Raw genomic sequence first — 19,222 nt, forward strand, 5'->3', positions numbered from 1 at the left:
TTTTTATTTGTGGCCGGGCGCGGCGGGGGGGGGGGGGCCCCCCCCCCGCGCCCCCCCCCCCCCCCCCCCCCCCCGGGCCCCGCGGCCCCCCCCCCCCCCCCCCCCCCCCCCCCCGGGCCTCGGTCGTCGTGTCGGCCCGGTCAGCCCAGCTCGAGGCTCCGCAGGACCAGGCCGCTGGCCGGCTTGGGCCCGAACGAGGTGGACTTGCGCGGCATCGTGACGCCCTGCTCGGCGAGCCGGCGGACCACCGCCTCGTCGACCGGGTGCAGCAGCACGGCGGTGCCGCCGGTCCGTGCGGCCTCGCGCTCGGCGGCCGCCGCCGCGTGCAGGTAGCCGATGTCGTCGGGCCCGTCGGGGACCCGCCAGACGTGCTCCAGCAGGGTGGCGTGCAGCACGGTGGCGTCCAGCCGGCGCCACTCCTCCGGCTTGTCCTTGGGGACGGTGGCGTTGAGCAGCGCGTCGTCGGGGCCGGTCAGCAGGTGGTACTCGCCGTCGCCGGCGGTCAGCACGAAGGCGTTGCAGCCGGCCTTCTTCGCCTCGGCGAGCGCGGCGAGGGCCGCCGTGAGCGGGCCGGCCAGTCGCTCGACCCGCCAGCCGCCCTCGGCCGGCTCCGGCGTACCGTCCGGTCCGTCCGCCCGGCCCAGCGCGGCCAGCGCCGAGGCGAGCGGCAGCCGGTACAGCACGCGGTGGATCGCCCGCACCCGCAGCGGGTAGCGCGCGGTGTCGACCAGCAGCACCATGCCGCGGTCCCAGGGGCTGAACGGCAGGTGCCGGTGCTCGCGCTGCAACCGCAGGTACATCTCCCAGCGGTGGTGCCCGTCCGCGATCAGCGCCCGGCAGGTGGCCAGGTCGCGGCTCACCTCGGCCAGCTCGGCCGGGTCGGTGACCGCCCACAGCCTGTGCCGGGTGCCGTCCGAGGTGGTGGTGACGAGCAGCGGCTCGCGCCGCACGGTCCGCTCGATGACGGCGGCGGCGCCGCCCTTGCCGCGGTAGGTGAGCAGCAGCGGCTCCAGGTTGGCCCGGGTCGTCCGCATCAGGCCGACCCGGTCGGCGACCGGTCGCGGCATCACGTCCTCGTGCGGCAGCACCACGCCGGCCTCCGGGCCGCTGACCGCCAGCGCGCCGATCAGGCCGCGCTGCAGCAGCTCGCCGGACGGGCCGCCCTCGTGGGTCCGCTGCTCGTAGACGTAGAGCGCCGGCCGCAGGTCCGGCGCCAGCACGCCCTCCCGCAGCCAGCTCCGGAGCAGCCGGGCGGCGTGCCGGTAGCGGGTGTCCCGGTCGGGACGCTCGCCGGTGTCCTCCGGCTCGGGGCGAGGCAGGATCAGCCGGACCACGTTGTGCGGATCGGCGGTCTCCAGGTCGAGCCTGCGGTGCGGGTCGACCACGTCGTAGGGGGGCGAGGTGACCGCGGCGAGCGTGCCGACCCGTTCGGGGACGTACCGCAGGCCGCGGAAGGGCGACAGGGAGAGCCCTGCGGTGGCGACGTGTCCGGGATCGCCGGGGCCGCCGGGCGAAGACGGGGCTCCGCTTTCTGCACTGGGTGCGCTCATTCTGGGCATGGTAATCGGGAATGTCGTTGTTCCGAGATCTTGAGTCCGGATCGGTGGGATGGCTGAGCGGGAGCGAGGAAGGCATGAGCGAGGGGCAGGGATCCCGGTCCGGCGGCCCGGGCGAGCGGCCGCCGGTGGCCGGCGGCGAGGCCGGGGAGCCGGTGGGCGACGTGTACGAGTGGTTCCGGCGCGGGGAACGGCTGCTGGCCGAGGGGCATCCGGCCGCCGCGGAGCAGCTGCTGGTTCGGGCGGCGGCGGCCGAGCCGCACTCCCGGAGCATCCGCGAGACGCTGGCCCGGGCCCAGTACGACGCCGGTTCGTACGCGGCCGCGCTCGAGAACTTCCGGGCCGTCGCGCTGGCCGATCCGTCCGACGACTACGCTCAGTTCGGCTGGGGGATCGCGGCTGCCCGCGCGGGCGACTTCGAGACCTCGGCCGAGCACCTGGCGCTGGCGGTGGCGATGCGGCCGGAGGCCGAGCACTACCGGGCCGCGCTGCGGCAGACCCGGGCGACGCTGGCCGCCCGGGCCGGGCGGTACGGGCCGCTGCTGCCCGGTGCGCCGGGCTACCTGCCGCCGCAGGCCGCCGGCCCCGAGCACGGGTCGCCGGTCCGGCCCGACCAGTCGAACGACGAGGAAGATCAGGAATGACGGACACCCAGCTCCCCGGGCACAGCGAGCTTCCGCTGGTGGCGGCCTACGACACCGCGCTGCTCGACCTCGACGGGGTCGTCTACGCTGGTGCCTCGGCCATCGACCACGCGGTGGAGGCGCTGGCGGAGGCCCGGGCGCGCTCGATGCGGCTGGCCTACGTGACCAACAACGCCTCCCGGCCGCCGCGGGCGGTCGCCGAGCACCTCACCGAGCTCGGTGTCCCGGCCGCGCCCGAGGACGTGATCACCTCGGCCCAGGCGGCCGCCCGGCTGCTCGCCGACAAGCTGCCGGCCGGGTCGAAGGTGCTGGTGGTCGGGGGTGCCGGGCTGGACGAGGCGTTGGCCGAGCGCGGGCTGGTCGCGGTCCGCTCGCTGGATGACGGTCCGGCCGCGGTGGTGCAGGGCTTCGACCCGTCGGTGGGCTGGGCGCAGCTGGCCGAGGCGTCGTACGCGGTGGCCCGCGGGCTGCCCTGGGTGGCCTCCAACACCGACCTGTCCATTCCGACCGCGCGTGGTGTGGCACCGGGCAACGGGACGCTGGTGGCCGCGGTGCGGACGGCGACCGGGGCCGAGCCGGAGGTGGCCGGCAAGCCGCTGACCCCGATGCACCGGGAGACCGTGCTGCGGACCGGTGCGAAGCGGCCGCTGGTGGTCGGTGACCGGCTGGACACCGACATCGAGGGCGCCTTCAACGGTGGCGTGGACAGCCTGCTGGTCTTCACCGGGGTCACCACGCCCGCGCTGCTGCTGGCCGCGCCGGTGCCGCACCGGCCCACCTACCTGGCCGCCGACCTGCGCGGCCTGCTGGAGCCGCACCCGGTGGTGACGGTGCTGCCGGACGGCGGTCACGAGTGCCGGGGGTGGCAGGCCCGGGTGGCGGACGGCGAGCTGCGGCTGGCCGGCGGGGGCGAGCGCTACGACGGGCTGCGGGCGCTGTGCGCGGCGGCCTGGGCGGCGTACGACCGGGTCGGCGAGTCGGTGGACGGCCGGAAGGCGCTGGACGAGCTGGGGTTCTGAGCCCGGAGCCGGTCAGAGCAGGGTGCGCAGGCGCAGCAGGTCGCGGAAGCCCGCCTCCAGTCGGACCCGGCCGCCCGCCCAGGCCGAGGCGAAGTTGAGCCGGCCGCCGACCAGCGCGACGAGGTCGTCGCTGGCCATCGCGAGCCGGATCTCGGCCCGGTGGGCGGGGGCGCCGGGGGTCTCGTCGAGGTCCTGGATCCGGCCTCCGCGCAGCACGCCGGTGAAGGTCAGGTCGAGGTCGGTCAGCCAGCAGCTGAGGCTGCGGTCCAGCGCGGCGGCTGTCCGCACCTTGCCGTCCGCACCGGACATGTTCCGGCTGAGCTGCTCCAGCGCCGCGCGGCACTCCTCGGTGTCGGCCATCGTTCCTCGTCCACTTCCTGTTGCGACGGTCTCGCTCGGGCCACCGTACCGCCTGCTCGGTCGGGCGTACGGGGGCCGCATTCTCCGCCGGTGGTAAGGCGGCGGTCCGGGAGGAGGAGGTAGCGTCGTTTCCGGGCAACGACGGCGGCAAGGAGGCAACCCGATGCGGGACATGCTGCGTGAGTACGTGGGGTTCGCGGCCGGACTCGCGGAACAGGCCGGCAGGCGGGTGGTGGGTACGGCCTCCGAGCTGCTGGAACGGGCCGGGATCGACCTCGCGGCGGCCGAGCGCGCGGTCCGCGAGCAGCTGCCTCCGGAGCTGCGGGAGCAGGTCGAGAGGCAGCTGACGGCGTTGCAGACCAGGGCCGGGGAGTTGGTCACGGTCGGCCGGGGCGGGGTGGACCTGGTGGTCGGGCTGGCCCGCTCGGAGGCCGAGCAGACCCTGGAGCGGGTGGGCAGGCTCGGCGACCAGGTGGTCAAGGTCGGCGTGGTGCTCGGCTATCTGGAGCAGAAGCTGCGCGATCTGGAGGGGGAGAAGGAGGCCGGACCCGCCGGGGACGGGCAACCGGCGGCCCGGCCGGCGCCCCGCAGCACGGGGCGGCGGGCGCAGGACCTGTTCGCCGAGGACTGGCAGCCGGAGGAGGACCGCGCGGCGGGGCCGGAGCAGGAGGAGTACGAGGATCGGCTGGCGGACCCGCTGGCGGTGGCGGAGGACTCGGCGGCCGTCGCGGAGTTCCTGCGGGAGGCCGCGCGGGAACCCGGGGTCAGGGCGGCGCCCGGGTCGGAGCGGGTCACCGCCGGGAAGGCCCCGGCGAGGAAGAGCACGGCGAGGAAGGCCCCGGCGAGGAAGAGCACGGCCGAGCGGGCTCCCGCGAAGCGGACCGCGGCGAAGGCGGCGGCCGGGAAGGAGCCGGCGGCGAAGAAGAGCGCCGAGAAGAAGAGCGTCACGAAGAAGGCAGCAGAGAAGAAGGCAGCAGAGAAGAAGGTCGCCGCGAAGAGGACGGCGACGGCTGCGAAGCAGGGCACGCCGCGCAAGGCCGCGGCGAAGCGCACTCCTACGGCGGGCGGGGGCGGCGATGTCTGAGGCCCCGGACCTCCCGTTCGACGGCACCGACCCGGCCGCGGCCGGTGAACCGGCCGGCGCGCGCTGGGAGGCGGAGCCGCAGCCGCTGGGCGTGGAGTTCACGCCGACCGGCCACCCCGAGGTGGACGCGGCGCTCGGCCGGTTGCCCGCCCTGGACGGGGTCCCGGCCTCCGCTCACGCGGCGGTGTACGAAGATGTCCACCGGAGCCTGACCGCGACGCTGACCGCGCTCGACGGGCCGGACCCGCAGGACGACCCACCCCGCTAGGAGATGGAACACCCGTGGCAGTGGCACGACGCCGACTCGACGCAGAGCTGGTCCGACGCAACCTGGCCCGCTCCCGCGAGCACGCCAGCGAGCTGATCGCGGCCGGCCGGGTGACCGTGGGGGGCACCACCGCGACCAAGCCGGCGACCCAGGTGGAGACCTCGGCCGCGCTGGTGGTCGCCAAGGACGAGAACGACCCGGACTACGTCTCCCGGGGCGGCCACAAGCTGGCCGGCGCGTTCGCCGCCTTCGTCCCGCAGGGCCTGCGGGTCGAGGGCCGCCGGGCGCTCGACGCCGGTGCCTCCACCGGGGGCTTCACCGACGTTCTGCTGCGGGCCGGCGCGGCCGGCGTGCTCGCGGTGGACGTCGGCTACGGGCAGCTCGCCTGGTCGCTGCAGAGCGACGAGCGGGTCACCGTGATGGACCGGACCAACGTCCGCGAGCTGACCCTGGAGCAGATCGGCGGGGAGCCGGTCGACCTGGTGGTCGGCGACCTCTCCTTCATCTCGCTCGGCCTGGTGCTGCCCGCGCTGGCCCGCTGCGCCGCCGAGGACGCCGACCTGGTGCTGATGGTCAAGCCGCAGTTCGAGATCGGCAAGGAGCGCCTGGGCAGCGGCGGGGTGGTCCGCAGCCCGCAGCTGCGCGCCGAGATGATCTGTCAGGTGGCCCGGAACGCTTGGGAGTTGGGCCTCGGGGTGCGGTCCGTGACGGCCAGCCCGCTGCCCGGTCCTTCGGGTAATGTCGAGTACTTCCTGTGGTTGCGCCGGGACGCCGGCCAGCTCGATCCGGCCGAGGCGGACCGGGCGGTCGCGGAGGGCCCCCGATAGGCTGCCGACCAGGTGCGTCGAACGAGCCGGTCCCGCGTGCGGGCCGCCACCGGACCAAGGGCGATCCGGTAGACGTAGGGAGAGGGCATGAGCGAGGAACGTACGGTCTTCCTGATCGCGCACACCGGCCGGGAGGCCGCGCTGCGCAGCGTCGAACAGCTGGTCCAGGGGCTGCTGAAGGCGGGCATCAGGATCAGACTGCTGGCCGCCGAGGCGGTCGACCTCGATCTGCCCGACGGGGTGCAGACCGTGCAGGCCGGGCATGGCGCGGCGGACGGCTGTGAGCTGATCCTGGTGGCCGGCGGGGACGGCACGCTGCTGCGCGGGGCCGAGTTGGCGCGCGACACCGGCCTGCCGATGCTCGGCATCAACCTGGGGCGGGTCGGGTTCCTGGCCGAGGCCGAGCGGGACGACCTGGCCGTGGTGGTCGAGCGGGTGGTGGACGGCGCGTACGAGGTCGAGGAGCGGATGACCCTGGACGTCCTGGTCCGCACCAACGGCGACGTGGTGCACGAGGACTGGGCGTTGAACGAGGCCTCGGTCGAGAAGGCCGTCCGGGAGCGGATGTTGGAGGTGGTGACCGAGGTGGACGGCCGCCCGGTCTCCAACTTCGGCTGCGACGGGGTGGTGCTCTCCACGCCCACCGGTTCGACGGCGTACGCGTTCTCCGGCGGCGGCCCGGTGGTCTGGCCGGAGGTCGAGGCGCTGCTGATGGTGCCGATCAGCGCGCACGCGCTGTTCGCCCGCCCGCTGGTGACCTCGCCGGCCTCGGTGCTGGCGGTTGAGGTGCAGCCGAAGACGCCGCACGGGGTGCTCTGGTGCGACGGGCGGCGGTCGTTCGAACTGCCGGCCGGGGCACGGGTGGAGGTGCGCCGGGGGCGGGTTCCGGTGCGGCTGGCGAGGCTGCACCGGGCGCCGTTCACCGACCGGCTGGTGGCGAAGTTCGCGCTGCCGGTGACGGGTTGGCGCGGCCGCTCGGGCACCTGCTGACGGTCCGCGGGCCCGACGGGCTCAGACGGCCAGCGGCGGCAGCGCGGCCGGTCCGCCCCGGTAGCCGGCCCGGATCGCGGCGGCCGTCGCGGCCAGCCGGTCCACCGCGGTGCCGGCGGCCGGGCCGGGCACGGTGAACGGGATCCGGACGTACCCCTCGAAGGCGCCGTCCACCCCGAACCGCGCGCCGGCCGCGATCCGCAGCCCGGACCGCTCGCCGGCCTCGGCCAGCGCGGTGCCGGAGAGGCCGCCGGTGTCGAGCCAGAGCGTCAGCCCGCCGACCGGCTCGGCGAACCGCCAGTCGGGCAGCCGCTCGCGCAGCGCCGTGCCGAGCGCACCGGCGCTCTCCCGCAGCCGGGCCAGCTGGTGCTCGCGCACCTCGCCGAGCCGCTCGCCGATCAGCTCGGTGGCGATCAGCTGGTCCAGCACCGGGGTCCCGACGTCGGTGTAGACCCGGTCGGCGGCCAACCGGCGGACCAGCGCGGGTGCGGCCCGCACCCAGCCGACCCGCAGCCCGCCCCAGAGCAGCTTGGCGGCCGAGCCGACCGTGACCACCTGGGCGGACCGGTCCAGCGCGGCCATCGGCCGGGGCAGCCCGGCGTCCGGCAGGCCCCAGCCCAGTTCGGCCATCGTCTCGTCGACCAGCAGCAGCGTCCCCGCGGTACGGGCGGCGGCCAGCAGCTCGCGACGCTGCTCCTCGGGGATCAGCGCGCCGGTCGGGTTGTGGAAGTCGGGGATCAGGTACGCCAGCCGGGGCGTCGCGCCCTGCAGCACCCGGCGCCACTCGGCCAGGTCCCAGTGCGGTGGCCGGGACGGGTGGGCGGTGGACCGGGCCATCGGCACCGGGACCAGCCGGGCCCCGCCGAGCCGCAGCCCCTGCAGGGTGTGCGCGTAGCTGGGCGCCTCCACCGCGACCCGGTCGCCGCGCCCGACCAGCGCCCGCTGAACCAGGTGCAGCGCGCCCATCGCGCCCGTGGTGACCAGGATCTGGTCCGGTGTGGTGGCCAGGCCGCGCGCGGTGAAGCGGCGGGCCAGCGCCTCGCGCAGCACCGGCAGGCCGGTCGGGTAGTGCCCGTGGCCGCGGGTGTAGGCGGGCAGTCGCTCGACCGCCCGGGCGGCGGCCTCGCCGAGGAACGGCTGCGGGGCGGGCAGCGCGGCGACGCCGAGGTCGAGGATCCGGCCCGCCTGGTCCGGCGGCACCGGGTGCAGCGCGTCGCTGGGCGGGTCGCTGCCCTCGGGCAGCGTGGTCCAGCTGCCCGAGCCGCGCCGGCTGCGCAGGTAGCCCTCGGCGCGCAGGGTGTCGTAGGCGGTGGCGATGGTGGTCCGGCTGAGCGCGAGGGCACCGGCGAGCTCGCGTTCGGCGGGCAGCCGGGCGCCGACCGGCAGCCGGCCCTCGGAGATCAGCAGCCGGATCTGGCCGGCCAGCGCCCGGTAGGCGGGCCGGTGACCGGGGGGATCCGGCAGCCGGGCCGAGCCCAGCAGGCGGGCGAGTGCGGGTGGAGTGACGGAACTCTGCCAGTCGGCCACGGTGAACCAGTCCACTTGGATCGAATTGGATCTGGAGACAAGGCTAGTGGACTGCGGATGCTGAGCGGGTTAGTGCCACTCGACCAGGAGCAACTGATGGCCACCTTGACCCTGACCGCAGTCCGGACCCTGACCGCCGTCCGCGCGGACCGCCTCGCCCGCCGGCTCGGCCAACTCGCCGTGGGCCTGACCCTGTACGGGTCGAGCCTGGCGCTGATGGTCCGGGCCGGCCTCGGGGTGGGGCCCTGGGACGTGCTGAACCAGGGCCTGACCCGGCACCTCGGCCTGAGCATGGGGGCCTGGGTGACCGTCGTCGGCGCCCTGGTGCTGCTCTTCTGGATACCGCTGCGCCAGCGTCCCGGCGTCGGCACCGTCGCCAACGTGCTCACCCTGGGCGTGGCGATGGACCTCACCCTCGACCTGCTGCCCGCCCCGCACGCCCTGCTGCCGAGGCTGGCCCTGCTCGCCGCCGGGGTGCTGCTGAACGGGCTGGCCACCGGCCTCTACATCGGCGCCCGGCTGGGCCCGGGACCGCGCGACGGCCTGATGACCGCGCTGCACCGGCGCACCGGCCGTTCGGTCCGGCTGATCCGCACCTGCATCGAGGTGACCGTGCTGGCGATCGGGGTGCTGCTGGGCGGCGACGCGGGGCTCGGCACGGTCGCGTACGCACTGGCGATCGGCCCGCTGGCACAGTTCTTCCTGCCGCGTTGCACGGTTCCCGGAACAGAGACCCGGATCGAATGAACTTCTGCCTCCGGGCCCGGCACTCGTCGCGCGCTGGGGGTGGGGTCTCGTAAGGTCGTCTCCGTGTTGGACGAGATGCGGATACGGGATCTTGGTGTCATCGACGACGCGGTGGTGGAGCTGGCCCCCGGCTTCACCGTCGTGACGGGTGAGACCGGGGCGGGCAAGACCATGGTGGTGACCAGCCTCGGCCTGCTGCTCGGCGGCCGGGCCGACCCGGCGCTGGTCCGCGGCGGCGCCGACCGGGCCGTGGTCGAGGGCCGGCTGGAGCTGCCGGCCGACTCCCCGGTGGCGGCCCGCGCCGTGGAGGCCGGCGCCGAGCTGGACGAGGGCGCGCTGCTGATCAGCCGGACGGTCTCGGCCGAGGGCCGCTCCCGGGCACACGTCGGTGGCCGGTCGGTCCCGGTGGGGCTGCTCAGCGAGCTGGGCGAGGACCTGATCGCGGTGCACGGCCAGACCGACCAGCAGCGCCTGCTCCGCCCGTCCCGCCAGCGCGGCGCGCTGGACCGGTACGCGGGCGAGGCGCTGGCCGAGCCGCTGGCCCGCTACCGCGCGGTCTACCGCCGGCTGCGCGAGGTCTCGGCGGCGCTGGCCGAGCTGACCACGCAGGCGCGCGAGCGGGCCCAGGAGGCCGACCTGCTGCGCTTCGGCCTGGAGGAGGTGGCCGCCGCGGAGCCGGTGGCCGGCGAGGAGACCGAGCTGGCCGCCGAGGCCGAGCGGCTCGGTCACGCCGACGCGCTCTCCTCGGCCGCCGTGCTGGCGCACGCCGCGCTGGCCGGTGACCCGGCCGACCCGGACCTGGTGGACGCCGGCACCCTGCTCGGCCAGGCCCGCCGGGCGCTGGACGCGGTCCGCGGCCACGACGAGCGGCTGGCCGCCCTCGCCGACCGGCTGGCCGAGGCCGGCTACCTGCTCGCCGACGTGGCGGGCGACCTCGCGGGCTACGCGGACGACCTGGACGCCGACCCGGTCCGGCTGGCCGCGGTCGAGGAGCGTCGCGCGGTGCTGGCCGGACTGCTGCGCAAGTACGGTTCAGGGGAGGGGCAGCGCGAAGCGCTTCCGCACAAGGGCGGTGGCGGGCGACGGGAGGGCGGCACGGCCGAGGTGATCGCCTGGGCCGAGGCCGCGGCGGCCCGGCTGGCCGAACTCGACGGCGACGACGAGCGGATCGACGAGCTGGGTGCCGAGGAGACCGAGCTGCGCACCGAGCTGGCCGAGCTGGCCGCCGAGGTCTCGGCCGCCCGGCGGGCCGCCGCCGGCCGCTTCGCCGAGGCGGTCTCGGCCGAGCTCACCGAGCTGGCCATGCCGCACGCCCGGGTGACCTTCGACCTCAGCCGGCTCGACGACCCGGCCGGCCTGGAGCTGGACGGCCGGACGGTGGCCTACGGTCCGCACGGCGTGGACGAGGTGGAGGTCCTGCTCGCCCCGCACCCGGGCGCGGCGCCGCGGCCGATCGCCAAGGGCGCCTCCGGCGGTGAGCTCTCCCGGGTGATGCTCGCGGTGGAGGTGGTCTTCGCCGGGGCGGACCCGGTGCCCACCTACCTGTTCGACGAGGTGGACGCCGGCGTCGGCGGCAAGGCGGCGGTGGAGATCGGCCGCCGGCTGGCCAAGCTGGCGCAGAGCGCCCAGGTCGTGGTGGTCACCCACCTCCCGCAGGTGGCGGCCTTCGCCGACCGGCACCTGGTGGTGGAGAAGCGCAGCGACGGCACGGTCACCCGCAGCGGCGTCAAGGCGCTGAGCGACGAGGAGCGGGTCCGCGAGCTGTCCCGGATGCTGGCCGGACTGGAGGACTCCGAACTGGGCCGCGCGCACGCCGAGGAACTGCTCGCCGCCGCCCGCGCCCCTCGGCGGCGGTAGCGCCGGCTCGTCGGGCGCCGCCTGGGGCGCCGACTGTCCAAGAGACCCGCCGACCTGGCATCGTGGCGGGCGGAACCTGGTCATCCAGTCCCGAGCGCCGACCGCGGGAGCGACTCCGTGGCGGCGTTCGTCCCCAGACGAGTCGGAGCGAGACAACGTGGACCATTCCTCCGTCCGGGCCAGCACGGCCGGCCCGGAAACGGGCCAGTTGCACGTGGTGCTGGTGCTGTCCGCCGGCAGCGGCGGGATCGGCGTGCACGTCCGGTCCCTCGCGCAGGGGCTGACCGCGCACGGCGTCAAGGTGACGGTCTGCGCCCCGGCCGACTCGGACGCGCTGTTCGGCTTCTCCCGGACCGGCGCGGTCTTCCATCCGGTCGAGATCACCGCCACCTCGGGGGCGCGCAGCGACGCCACCGCCATCGGTGAGTTGCGCCGGGCCTTCACCAGCGCCGGCGTGGTGCACGCGCACGGGCTGCGCGCCGGCCTGCTCTCCGACCTGGCGCTGCGCACCGCCGGCCGGCTGCCCGGGCTGCGCCCGGAGACCCCGTTGGTGGTGACCTTCCATCACGCCCTGCTGGCCACCGGTCTGGAGCGCCGGCTGCAGCGGTTGATGGAGCGCCGGGTGGCCCGGTCCGCGGACCTGGTGCTCGGCGCCTCCTCCGATCTGGTCGCCCGGGCCCGCGAGTTGGGCGCCACCGACGCCCGGCTCGGCCCGGTGGCCGCCCCGCCGCAGGCGGCCGGCGGCCTGGACCGCGCCGCCGCCCGGGCGGCCGTGCTGCCGGACGAGCCGGACCGGCCGCTGGTGCTCGCGGTGGGCCGGCTGGTCCCGCACAAGGGCTTCGGCCTGCTGCTGGACGCCACCCGGGAGTTGACCGGCGCGCCGGGCCCGCTGGTGCTGCTGGCCGGGGACGGCCCGCAGGCCGCCGAGCTGCGCGAGCGGGTCGCCGCCGAGCGGCTCCCGGTCCGGCTGCTCGGTCACCGCACGGACGTGCCCGACCTGCTCGCCGCGGCCGACCTGGTGGTGATCAGCAGCCGCTGGGAGGCCCGCTCGCTGGTGGCCCAGGAGGCACTGCGGGCCGGGGTGCCGCTGGTGGTCACCGCGGTCGGCGGGATCCCCGAACTGGTCGGGGACGCCGCCGTGCTGGTGCCCGCCGGGGATCCGGCCGCGCTCGCCCGGGCGGTCGACGGGCTGCTGGCCGACCCGGTGCGGCGGGCGGCGCTGGCCGAGGCCGGCCCCGTCCAGGCCGAGACCTGGCCGGACGAGGCCGCCACCGTGGCGCAGGTGCTGAGCACCTACGACGAGCTGGTGCAGCGCGCCTGAGCGGCGGCGCGCTCAGACCGTGGCCGGGCGGTCGCTGGGTTGTGCCTGCGGGGAGAGGTAGGCCGCGCCGCAGGCGGTCAGCCGCAGCGCGGTGTCGATCAGCGGCACGTGGCTGAACGCCTGCGGGAAGTTGCCGACCTGCCGCTTGAGCCGCGGGTCCCACTCCTCGGCCAGCAGCCCGACGTCGTTGCGCAGCGCGAGCAGCTTCTCGAACAGCTCGCGGGCCTCGCCGACCCGGCCGATCATCGCCAGGTCGTCGGCCAGCCAGAACGAGCAGGCCAGGAAGGCGCCTTCGTGCCCGGACAGGCCGTCCACGTTCTTGCGGTGGTTGCCCTGGGCCTCGTCGTGGGTGGGGTAGCGCAGCACGAAGCCGTCCTCGGTGGACAGCTCGCGCTGGATCGCCTCGATGGTGCCGATCACCCGTTTGTCGTCCGGCGGCAGGAACCCGACCTGCGGGATCAGCAGCAGCGAGGCGTCCAGCTCCTGGCCGCCGTAGTACTGGGTGAAGGTGTTGCGCTCGGCGTCGTAGCCCTTCTCCAGGACGTCGGCGTGGATCTCGTCGCGCAGCGCCCGCCAGCGGTCCAGCGGGCCCTCGGCCTCGGTCTGCTCGATCAGCTTGATGGTGCGGTCCACCGCGACCCAGGCCATCACCTTGGAGTGCACGAAGTGCCGGCGCGGCCCGCGCACCTCCCAGATCCCCTCGTCCGGGGCCTTCCAGTGCTCCTCCAGGTAGCTGATCAGCCGCAGCTGGAGCAGGTGGGCGTGGTCGTTGCGGGACAGGCCGGTCATCTGGGCCAGGTAGAGCGCCTCGACCACCTCGCCGTAGACGTCCAGCTGGAGCTGGCCGGCCGCGCCGTTGCCGACCCGGACCGGCAGCGAGCCCTCGTAGCCGGGCAGCCAGTCCAGGTGGGTCTCGGTCAGCTCGCGCTGGCCGGTGATGCTGTACATGATCTGCAGGTTCTCCGGGTCGCCGGCCACCGCGCGCAGCAGCCACTCGCGCCAGGCCCGGGCCTCCTCCCGGTAGCCGGTGCGCAGCAGCGAGGAGAGGGTGATCGCGGCGTCCCGCAGCCAGGTGTAGCGGTAGTCCCAGTTGCGCTCGCCGCCGACGTCCTCGGGCAGCGAGGTGGTGGGGGCGGCGACGATGCCGCCGGTGGGGGCGTAGGTGAGCGCCTTGAGGGTGATCAGCGAGCGGACCACGGCCTCCTGGTAGGGGCCCTGGTAGGTGCAGTGGGCGACCCAGTCGCGCCAGAACTCCTCGGTCAGCGCGAGCGAGGCCTCCGGGTCCGGGACGTCCGGCGGGGCCAGGTGGGAGGCCTGCCAGGTGAGTGCGAAGGTCATCCGCTCGCCGGCGCCGATGGTGAAGTCGGCGTAGGTGGTCAGGTCGCGGCCGTAGGTCTCCGCCTCGCCGTCCAGCCAGACCGAGTCGGGGCCGGCCACCGCGACCGTGCGGTGACTGCCGTCCTTCTGCTCCAGCCGGTGCACCCAGGGCACGACCTTGCCGTAGCTGAACCGCATCCGCAGCGCGGAGCGCATCCGCACCTGCCCGGACAGGCCCTCCACGATCCGGATCATCTGCGGCACCGGCTCCTGCTCGGCCAGGTGCCGCGGCGGCATGAAGTCGATCACCCGCACGCTGCCCCGCGGGGTGTCCCACTCCTGCTCCAGGACCAGCGAGTCGCCCCGGTAACGACGGCGGTCGGCCGGCACCGCGGGCGCCGCCGCGCTGATCGGCGGCACCTTGAGTTCACCCGTATCGGTGAACGGCGCGCGCGGGGCCGGGGCGACCGTCACCGGGCCGGTCGGAGCCGCCTCGGCGGGGCCGATCCGCCAGAAGCCGTGTTCATCGGTCCCCAGCAGGCCGGCGAAGACGGCGGGGGAGTCGAATCGGGGCAGGCAGAGCCAGTCCACGGCCCCGTCTCTGCTGACCAGGGCGGCGGTCTGCATGTCCCCGATGAGTGCGTAGTCCTCGATACGGCCGGCCACGTGCATCTCCAGTTCGCGGTAGTGCTCGGCGGTCGCGCGACGGGAGCGAGAGCGTGACTGCGGGGCCGGGGGGTGACGCTGGCCCGTCCCGGCACCCCCGGACCGCTGGTGGCGGTGGCCGGGGCTGGGCCGCGCGACAGTGCTGATCTGACTGCGTGCGGTGGGCACCTGGACTGGGCAGGGGATGAACTGGTGGTGCGAGGGAGTCCGGTCGCGTATCGGGGACGGAGAGGCGTCGTCCCGACCCCTCGTCCTCGGCTTGCTCCGCTGTCGGCGATGCGTCCGTGCAGGATACGACGACGGGGGTGGGCTGAGCACCCGGAAACGATCTCGTACCGCCGTCTGCCCAGGGTGGGGCCGGGAAAGTAGCCCGGGCGGGCGAGTTGGGCGCTCGGGTGGGTGGTTCGGCGGGGGTCGGGACGGGTCATCCGCCCTGATCATTCCGGTGGGTGGAGCACCCCGGGGATCACCCGGGCAGACCACCGCCAAGCCGTCCGAACGCGTGCCGTCCAGGGCGCTGATACCCTGGTATCCCGTGGACTGGTGGGATCAAACCGCCCCGGACCCGCTGACTGACGACCCCGTGATCGGCGTCTCGTCCGGTCGGTGTGGCCGCTCCACCAGCGTCATCCTCGACACGCGACCCACGGGAGCCCCCTCTTGGCACAGCCCCATTCCGGCAAGGCAGCGAACGGCCGAGCCGTGACGACCAAGCACCTCTTCGTCACCGGGGGTGTCGCCTCCTCGCTGGGCAAGGGCCTCACCGCCTCCAGCCTGGGCGCCCTGCTCAAGGCCCGCGGCCTGCGCGTGACGATGCAGAAGCTCGACCCGTACCTCAACGTGGACCCGGGCACCATGAACCCGTTCCAGCACGGCGAGGTCTTCGTGACCGACGACGGCGCCGAGACGGACCTGGACATCGGCCACTACGAGCGGTTCCTGGACACCAACCTGCACGGTTCGGCGAACGTCACCACCGGCCAGGTGTACTCGACCGTGATCGCCAAGGAGCGCCGCGGCGAGTACCTGGGCGACACCGTCCAGGTCATCCCGCACATCACCAACGAGATCAAGTCCCGGATCCGCCGGATGGCGACCGAGGACGTGGACGTGGTGATCACCGAGGTCGGCGGCACCGTCGGCGACATCGAGTCGCTGCCGTTCCTGGAGGCGGTCCGCCAGGTCCGGCACGAGGTCGGCCGCGACAACGTGTTCTTCGTGCACGTCTCGCTGCTGCCCTACATCGGCCCCTCGGGTGAGCTGAAGACCAAGCCGACCCAGCACTCGGTGGCCGCGCTGCGCAACATCGGCATCCAGCCGGACGCCATCGTGCTGCGCGCCGACCGCGAGGTGCCGCAGGCCATCAAGCGCAAGATCTCGCTGATGTGCGACGTGGACGAGGAGGCCGTGGTCGCGGCCATCGACGCCAAGTCGATCTACGACATCCCCAAGGTGCTGCACGGCGAGGGCCTGGACGCCTACGTGGTGCGCCGGCTCGACCTGCCGTTCCGCGACGTGGACTGGACCACCTGGGACGACCTGCTGCGCCGGGTGCACGAGCCGCAGCACATCGTCAAGGTGGCGCTGGTCGGCAAGTACATCGACCTGCCGGACGCCTACCTGTCGGTCACCGAGGCGCTGCGGGCCGGTGGGTTCGCCAACAACGCCCGGGTCGAGATCAAGTGGGTCACCTCCGACGACTGCGAGACGCCCGAGGGTGCCCAGGAGCACCTCGGCGACGTGGACGCGATCTGCATCCCCGGCGGGTTCGGCGACCGTGGCGTGAACGGCAAGGTCGCCGCGATCACCTACGCCCGGGAGAACAAGATCCCGCTGCTCGGCCTCTGCCTGGGCCTGCAGTGCGTGGTCATCGAGGCCGCCCGCAACCTGGCCGGGCTGCCCGAGGCGAACTCCACCGAGTTCGAGCCGGCCGCCCAGCACCCGGTGATCTCCACCATGGCCGAGCAGCTGGCGATCGTCGGCGGCCAGGGCGACCTGGGCGGCACCATGCGCCTGGGCCTCTACCCGGCCAAGCTCGCCGAGGGCTCGATCGTCCGTGAGGTCTACGGCGGCGAGCAGTACGTCGAGGAGCGCCACCGCCACCGCTACGAGGTGAACAACGCCTACCGCGCCGACCTGGAGAAGACCGGCCTGGTCTTCTCGGGCCTGTCGCCCAAGGGCGACCTGGTGGAGTACGTCGAGTACCCGCGCGAGGTGCACCCCTACCTGGTGGCCACCCAGGCGCACCCGGAGCTGAAGTCGCGGCCGACCCGCCCCCACCCGCTCTTCGCGGGTCTGGTGGCGGCGGCCATCACGATCAAGACGTCCGGCAAGTAGGTTCGGACCGAGCGGGACCAGTAGGACCAGCAGGACCGGCGGCGGTCGCGCGGGAGTTCCCGGGCGACCGCCGCCGCCCGGTTCGGGCAGTGGTTGAGCAAAGGGGAGTGCCATGACGGAGGTTCAGCGGCGGATCGGCGACCGGGCCGAGGAGTGGCGGGTGCTGTCCAGCAGCCGGCCGTTCCAGGGGCGGGTCACCGGGGTGCGCAGCGACCAGGTCGAGATGCCGGACGGCTCGGTGGCGCAGCGCGACTACCAGACCCACCCGGGTTCGGTCAGCGTGCTGGCACTCGACGACGATCAGCGGGTGCTCCTGGTGCGGCAGTACCGGCACCCGGTGCGCCAGCGGCTCTGGGAGCTGCCGGCCGGTCTGCTCGACGTGCCCGGCGAGAACCCGCTGCACGCGGCCCAGCGCGAGCTGTACGAGGAGGCGCACTGCGGTGCGGCGAACTGGCGGGTGCTGGTCGACTTCTACACCTCGCCGGGCGGCACGGACGAGGCGATGCGGCTCTTCCTGGCCACCGGGCTGACCGAGTCGGAGCAGGAGCGCTACGCGGCGCACGGCGAGGAGCTGGAGATCGAGCTGGCCCGGGTGCCGCTGGCGCGGTTGCTGGAGCAGATCCTGGCCGGCGAGCTGCACAACCCGACCCTGGTCACCGGCGCGCTGGCACTGCACGCCGCGCTCACCGGCGCGGGCCTGGACGCGCTGCGCCCGGCGGACGCGCCCTGGCCGGCCCGTCCGTTCGTGGCCTGAACCCCTCACCGGCTGACCCGGCCGGGTGATTTGCCGGTTGGTACGACCGGATCCTCCCTCGGCCCGACCGCCGTGCCCAACTACGCTTCGCGTGCGGGCCCTGTTCGTGCACGCTGGGCGACTGGTCGGGAGTGGCGCTGGTGGCGAGGAAGACGGCGACGATGGACGCTCGGCCGCACGACGAGGCGGTGGCCGCGCTGCCGGGCGGCCCCGAGCCGTTCGCCGGCCGCGGCCCCGAACTCGCCGCACTGCGGGCGCAGGCGGCCCGGCCGGCCGGCGGGAGGTGCCGGCTGGTGGTGGTCACCGGGCGGCCCGGCTCGGGCCGTACCGCGCTGGCGCTGCGCTTCGCCCGCTCCCAGGCCGGCGACCACCAGCTGCTGTGGGCCGAGCTGACCGCCCCCGACGGCACCCCGGCCCAGCCGGGCGCGGTGGCGCGGGCGCTGCTGGAGCGGCTCGGGGCCGGCCCGGCCACCGGGCTGCCGGACCGCCAGGGTGAGGATCCGGCCTGCGGGCAGTTGCGCGAGGCGCTGGTCGGCCGGTCCGTCCTGCTGCTGCTGGACGGGGTGGCGGACGCCGAGCAGCTGCGCCCGCTGCTGCCCGAGGAGCCGCGCTGCCTGGTGGTCGCCGTCACCGAGGGGCCGCTGACCGGGCTGGCCGAGCGGTTCCGGGTGGATCCGGTGATCCTGCGCGGGCTGGACGAGGCGGCCGCGGTGGAGCTGCTGACCGCGCTGGTCGGCGGCACCCGGGTGAGCTGCGACCCGGTCGGTGCGAAAGAGCTGGTGGAGGCCTGCGCGGGTCGTCCGGCGCCGCTCCGGCTGATGGCCGGCTGGCTGCGGGAGCGGCCCAAGGCGGCGGTGCCGGAGGCGGTCGGGGCACTTCGGGAGGCCGAGGACGACCCGCTGCGGGCGGCGCTGCTGCTGCGCTACCGGGCGCTGCCGGTGGCCCAGGCCCGGCTGCTGCGGATGCTCACGCTGGCCCCCGGGCAGCGGGCCGACCTGCGGACCGCCTCCGCGTTGGCCGGCTGCCCGGCCCCCGAGGCGGCCGCCGCCCTGCACGCGCTGGCCGGCGCGGAGCTGCTGGACGTGGAGCCGCCGGCCGCCGACGGGACACCGCGCTACCGGGTGCCCGGGCGGCTGCACGCGGAGTTGGTGACGCTCCGGGGCGAGCTGGACCGGCCGGCCGAGCAGCAACTGGGCCGGGCCCGGCTGGTGGAGCGGCTGGTCCGGCTGGTGGAGTCGGCTCGGGCGCTGCTCGACGAGGACGCCGCCGGCGCGCCCGATCCGCTGCCGGGGCCGCTGCGGCTGCGCGGCGCGGCGCACGCCGCCCAGTGGCTGGCCGGCGAGCGGGAGGTGCTGCTGGCCGCGGCCGAGGAGGCGGTCGACCGGGCGGACCTGGACGGTTCGGCCGGGCGGCTCGTCAGCTCGCTGCTGCGGGCACTGCCCGCGGTCGGCGAGCCGGCGGCGGCCGACCGGTACCGGCTGCACGGCCTGGTGCTGGTGTTGGCCGAACGGCAGGGGGCGCCCCGCCGGGCCGCCGCGGCGCTGCTCAACCTGGGCGACCTGCGGGCCGCGGCCGGGCAGTGGGAGGCCGCCGCCGCGCACTACCGGGCCGCCGCCGAGCACGCCCGGCAGCCACTGGACGAGCCGGCCCGGGCCCGGGCGGTGGAGGGGGCGGCCGAGTGCTACCGGGCGCTGGGCGACCCGGTGCGGGCGGCCGACTGGTTCCTCCGGGCGCTGGCACTGCGGCAGGCCCTGGACGAGCCGGCCGCGCAGGCCCGGCTGCTGGCGCGGACGGCCGAGGCGCACGCCGCCCAACGGCGCTTCGAGGAGGCCGCCCGGGAGTACCGGGCGGCGCTGGCACTGCTGCGGCGGCTGGGTGACGAGCGCGGAACGACCGTGGTCACGGCGGCTCTGGAGCGCCTCCGGGGCTGATCGGCGACCCGGGCCCA

General features: G+C 75.3%; 16 protein-coding genes. 12 read left to right on the plus strand and 4 right to left on the minus strand.

The features are described from left to right. Positions 1–140: 140 nt before the first annotated feature. Positions 141–1,550, minus strand: coding sequence for a DUF1015 family protein (locus tag ACIGXM_RS24670; protein ID WP_396564340.1), 1,410 nt, complete (start codon positions 1,548–1,550; stop codon positions 141–143). A gap of 83 nt (positions 1,551–1,633) precedes the next feature. Between ACIGXM_RS24670 and ACIGXM_RS24675 the strand changes: the two genes are divergently transcribed. Together ACIGXM_RS24675 and ACIGXM_RS24680 are read left to right on the plus strand one after the other, a co-directional pair. Beyond that, positions 1,634–2,200, plus strand: a complete 567-nt coding sequence (locus ACIGXM_RS24675) for a tetratricopeptide repeat protein (RefSeq protein WP_396564341.1) — start codon at positions 1,634–1,636, stop codon at positions 2,198–2,200. After that, a complete protein-coding gene (locus ACIGXM_RS24680) occupies positions 2,197–3,219 on the plus strand; it encodes an HAD-IIA family hydrolase (protein ID WP_396564343.1) in 1,023 nt (340 codons plus the stop codon). The genes ACIGXM_RS24675 and ACIGXM_RS24680 overlap by 4 nt, the downstream gene beginning before the upstream one ends. 12 nt (positions 3,220–3,231) lie before the next feature. Here the strand turns inward: ACIGXM_RS24680 and ACIGXM_RS24685 are convergent, their stop codons facing one another. Next, positions 3,232–3,579 (minus strand): sterol-binding protein, encoded by a 348-nt coding sequence (locus ACIGXM_RS24685; protein WP_396564345.1) that lies wholly within the window; start codon positions 3,577–3,579, stop codon positions 3,232–3,234. 163 nt (positions 3,580–3,742) lie between these two features. Here ACIGXM_RS24685 and ACIGXM_RS24690 point away from each other — a divergent pair, with 163 nt between their 5' ends. From ACIGXM_RS24690 to ACIGXM_RS24705, 4 genes are all read left to right on the plus strand, one after another. Next, positions 3,743–4,663 carry a hypothetical protein gene (locus ACIGXM_RS24690; RefSeq protein ID WP_396564347.1) on the plus strand — a complete coding sequence of 307 codons (921 nt, stop codon included), beginning with the start codon at positions 3,743–3,745 and terminating at the stop codon, positions 4,661–4,663. After that, positions 4,656–4,931, plus strand: coding sequence for a hypothetical protein (locus ACIGXM_RS24695; RefSeq protein ID WP_396564349.1), 276 nt, complete (start codon positions 4,656–4,658; stop codon positions 4,929–4,931). Before ACIGXM_RS24690 ends, ACIGXM_RS24695 begins: the two co-directional genes overlap by 8 nt. 20 nt (positions 4,932–4,951) lie before the next feature. After that, entirely contained in the window at positions 4,952–5,758 is an 807-nt protein-coding gene (locus ACIGXM_RS24700; RefSeq protein WP_396564641.1) for a TlyA family RNA methyltransferase, read from the plus strand. An 87-nt stretch (positions 5,759–5,845) separates the two neighbouring features. Next, the gene (locus tag ACIGXM_RS24705) at positions 5,846–6,748 is read left to right on the plus strand and encodes an NAD kinase (RefSeq protein ID WP_396564351.1); all 903 of its coding nucleotides are present in this window, start codon (positions 5,846–5,848) and stop codon (positions 6,746–6,748) included. Between the two features lie 21 nt (positions 6,749–6,769). Here the strand turns inward: ACIGXM_RS24705 and ACIGXM_RS24710 are convergent, their stop codons facing one another. After that, complete coding sequence (locus ACIGXM_RS24710; protein ID WP_396564643.1) at positions 6,770–8,275, minus strand: PLP-dependent aminotransferase family protein; 1,506 nt, start codon at positions 8,273–8,275, stop codon at positions 6,770–6,772. Between the two features lie 96 nt (positions 8,276–8,371). Here ACIGXM_RS24710 and ACIGXM_RS24715 point away from each other — a divergent pair, with 96 nt between their 5' ends. From ACIGXM_RS24715 to ACIGXM_RS24725, 3 genes are all read left to right on the plus strand, one after another. Beyond that, positions 8,372–9,022, plus strand: a complete 651-nt coding sequence (locus tag ACIGXM_RS24715; RefSeq protein ID WP_396564353.1) for a YitT family protein — start codon at positions 8,372–8,374, stop codon at positions 9,020–9,022. A 75-nt stretch (positions 9,023–9,097) separates the two neighbouring features. Further along, a complete protein-coding gene (locus ACIGXM_RS24720; protein WP_396564645.1) occupies positions 9,098–10,879 on the plus strand; it encodes a DNA repair protein RecN in 1,782 nt (593 codons plus the stop codon). Between the two features lie 157 nt (positions 10,880–11,036). After that, positions 11,037–12,200 carry a glycosyltransferase family 4 protein gene (locus tag ACIGXM_RS24725; protein ID WP_396564355.1) on the plus strand — a complete coding sequence of 388 codons (1,164 nt, stop codon included), beginning with the start codon at positions 11,037–11,039 and terminating at the stop codon, positions 12,198–12,200. Between the two features lie 12 nt (positions 12,201–12,212). Here ACIGXM_RS24725 and ACIGXM_RS24730 read toward each other — a convergent pair whose 3' ends face one another. Next, positions 12,213–14,183 (minus strand): glycoside hydrolase family 15 protein, encoded by a 1,971-nt coding sequence (locus ACIGXM_RS24730; protein WP_396564357.1) that lies wholly within the window; start codon positions 14,181–14,183, stop codon positions 12,213–12,215. A gap of 702 nt (positions 14,184–14,885) precedes the next feature. On the opposite strand from ACIGXM_RS24730, the gene ACIGXM_RS24735 reads away from it, so the two are divergent. The 3 genes from ACIGXM_RS24735 (at position 14,886) to ACIGXM_RS24745 (ending at position 19,205) form a co-directional block, all read left to right on the plus strand. Continuing rightward, positions 14,886–16,520 (plus strand): CTP synthase, encoded by a 1,635-nt coding sequence (locus ACIGXM_RS24735; protein ID WP_396564359.1) that lies wholly within the window; start codon positions 14,886–14,888, stop codon positions 16,518–16,520. Between the two features lie 112 nt (positions 16,521–16,632). Continuing rightward, positions 16,633–17,274 (plus strand): NUDIX domain-containing protein, encoded by a 642-nt coding sequence (locus ACIGXM_RS24740; protein WP_396564361.1) that lies wholly within the window; start codon positions 16,633–16,635, stop codon positions 17,272–17,274. A gap of 161 nt (positions 17,275–17,435) precedes the next feature. Beyond that, positions 17,436–19,205 carry a tetratricopeptide repeat protein gene (locus tag ACIGXM_RS24745; RefSeq protein ID WP_396564363.1) on the plus strand — a complete coding sequence of 590 codons (1,770 nt, stop codon included), beginning with the start codon at positions 17,436–17,438 and terminating at the stop codon, positions 19,203–19,205. Positions 19,206–19,222: the final 17 nt, after the last annotated feature.

It is taken from the genome of Kitasatospora sp. NPDC052896, assembly GCF_044547075.1.
Taxonomy (GTDB): domain Bacteria; phylum Actinomycetota; class Actinomycetes; order Streptomycetales; family Streptomycetaceae; genus Kitasatospora.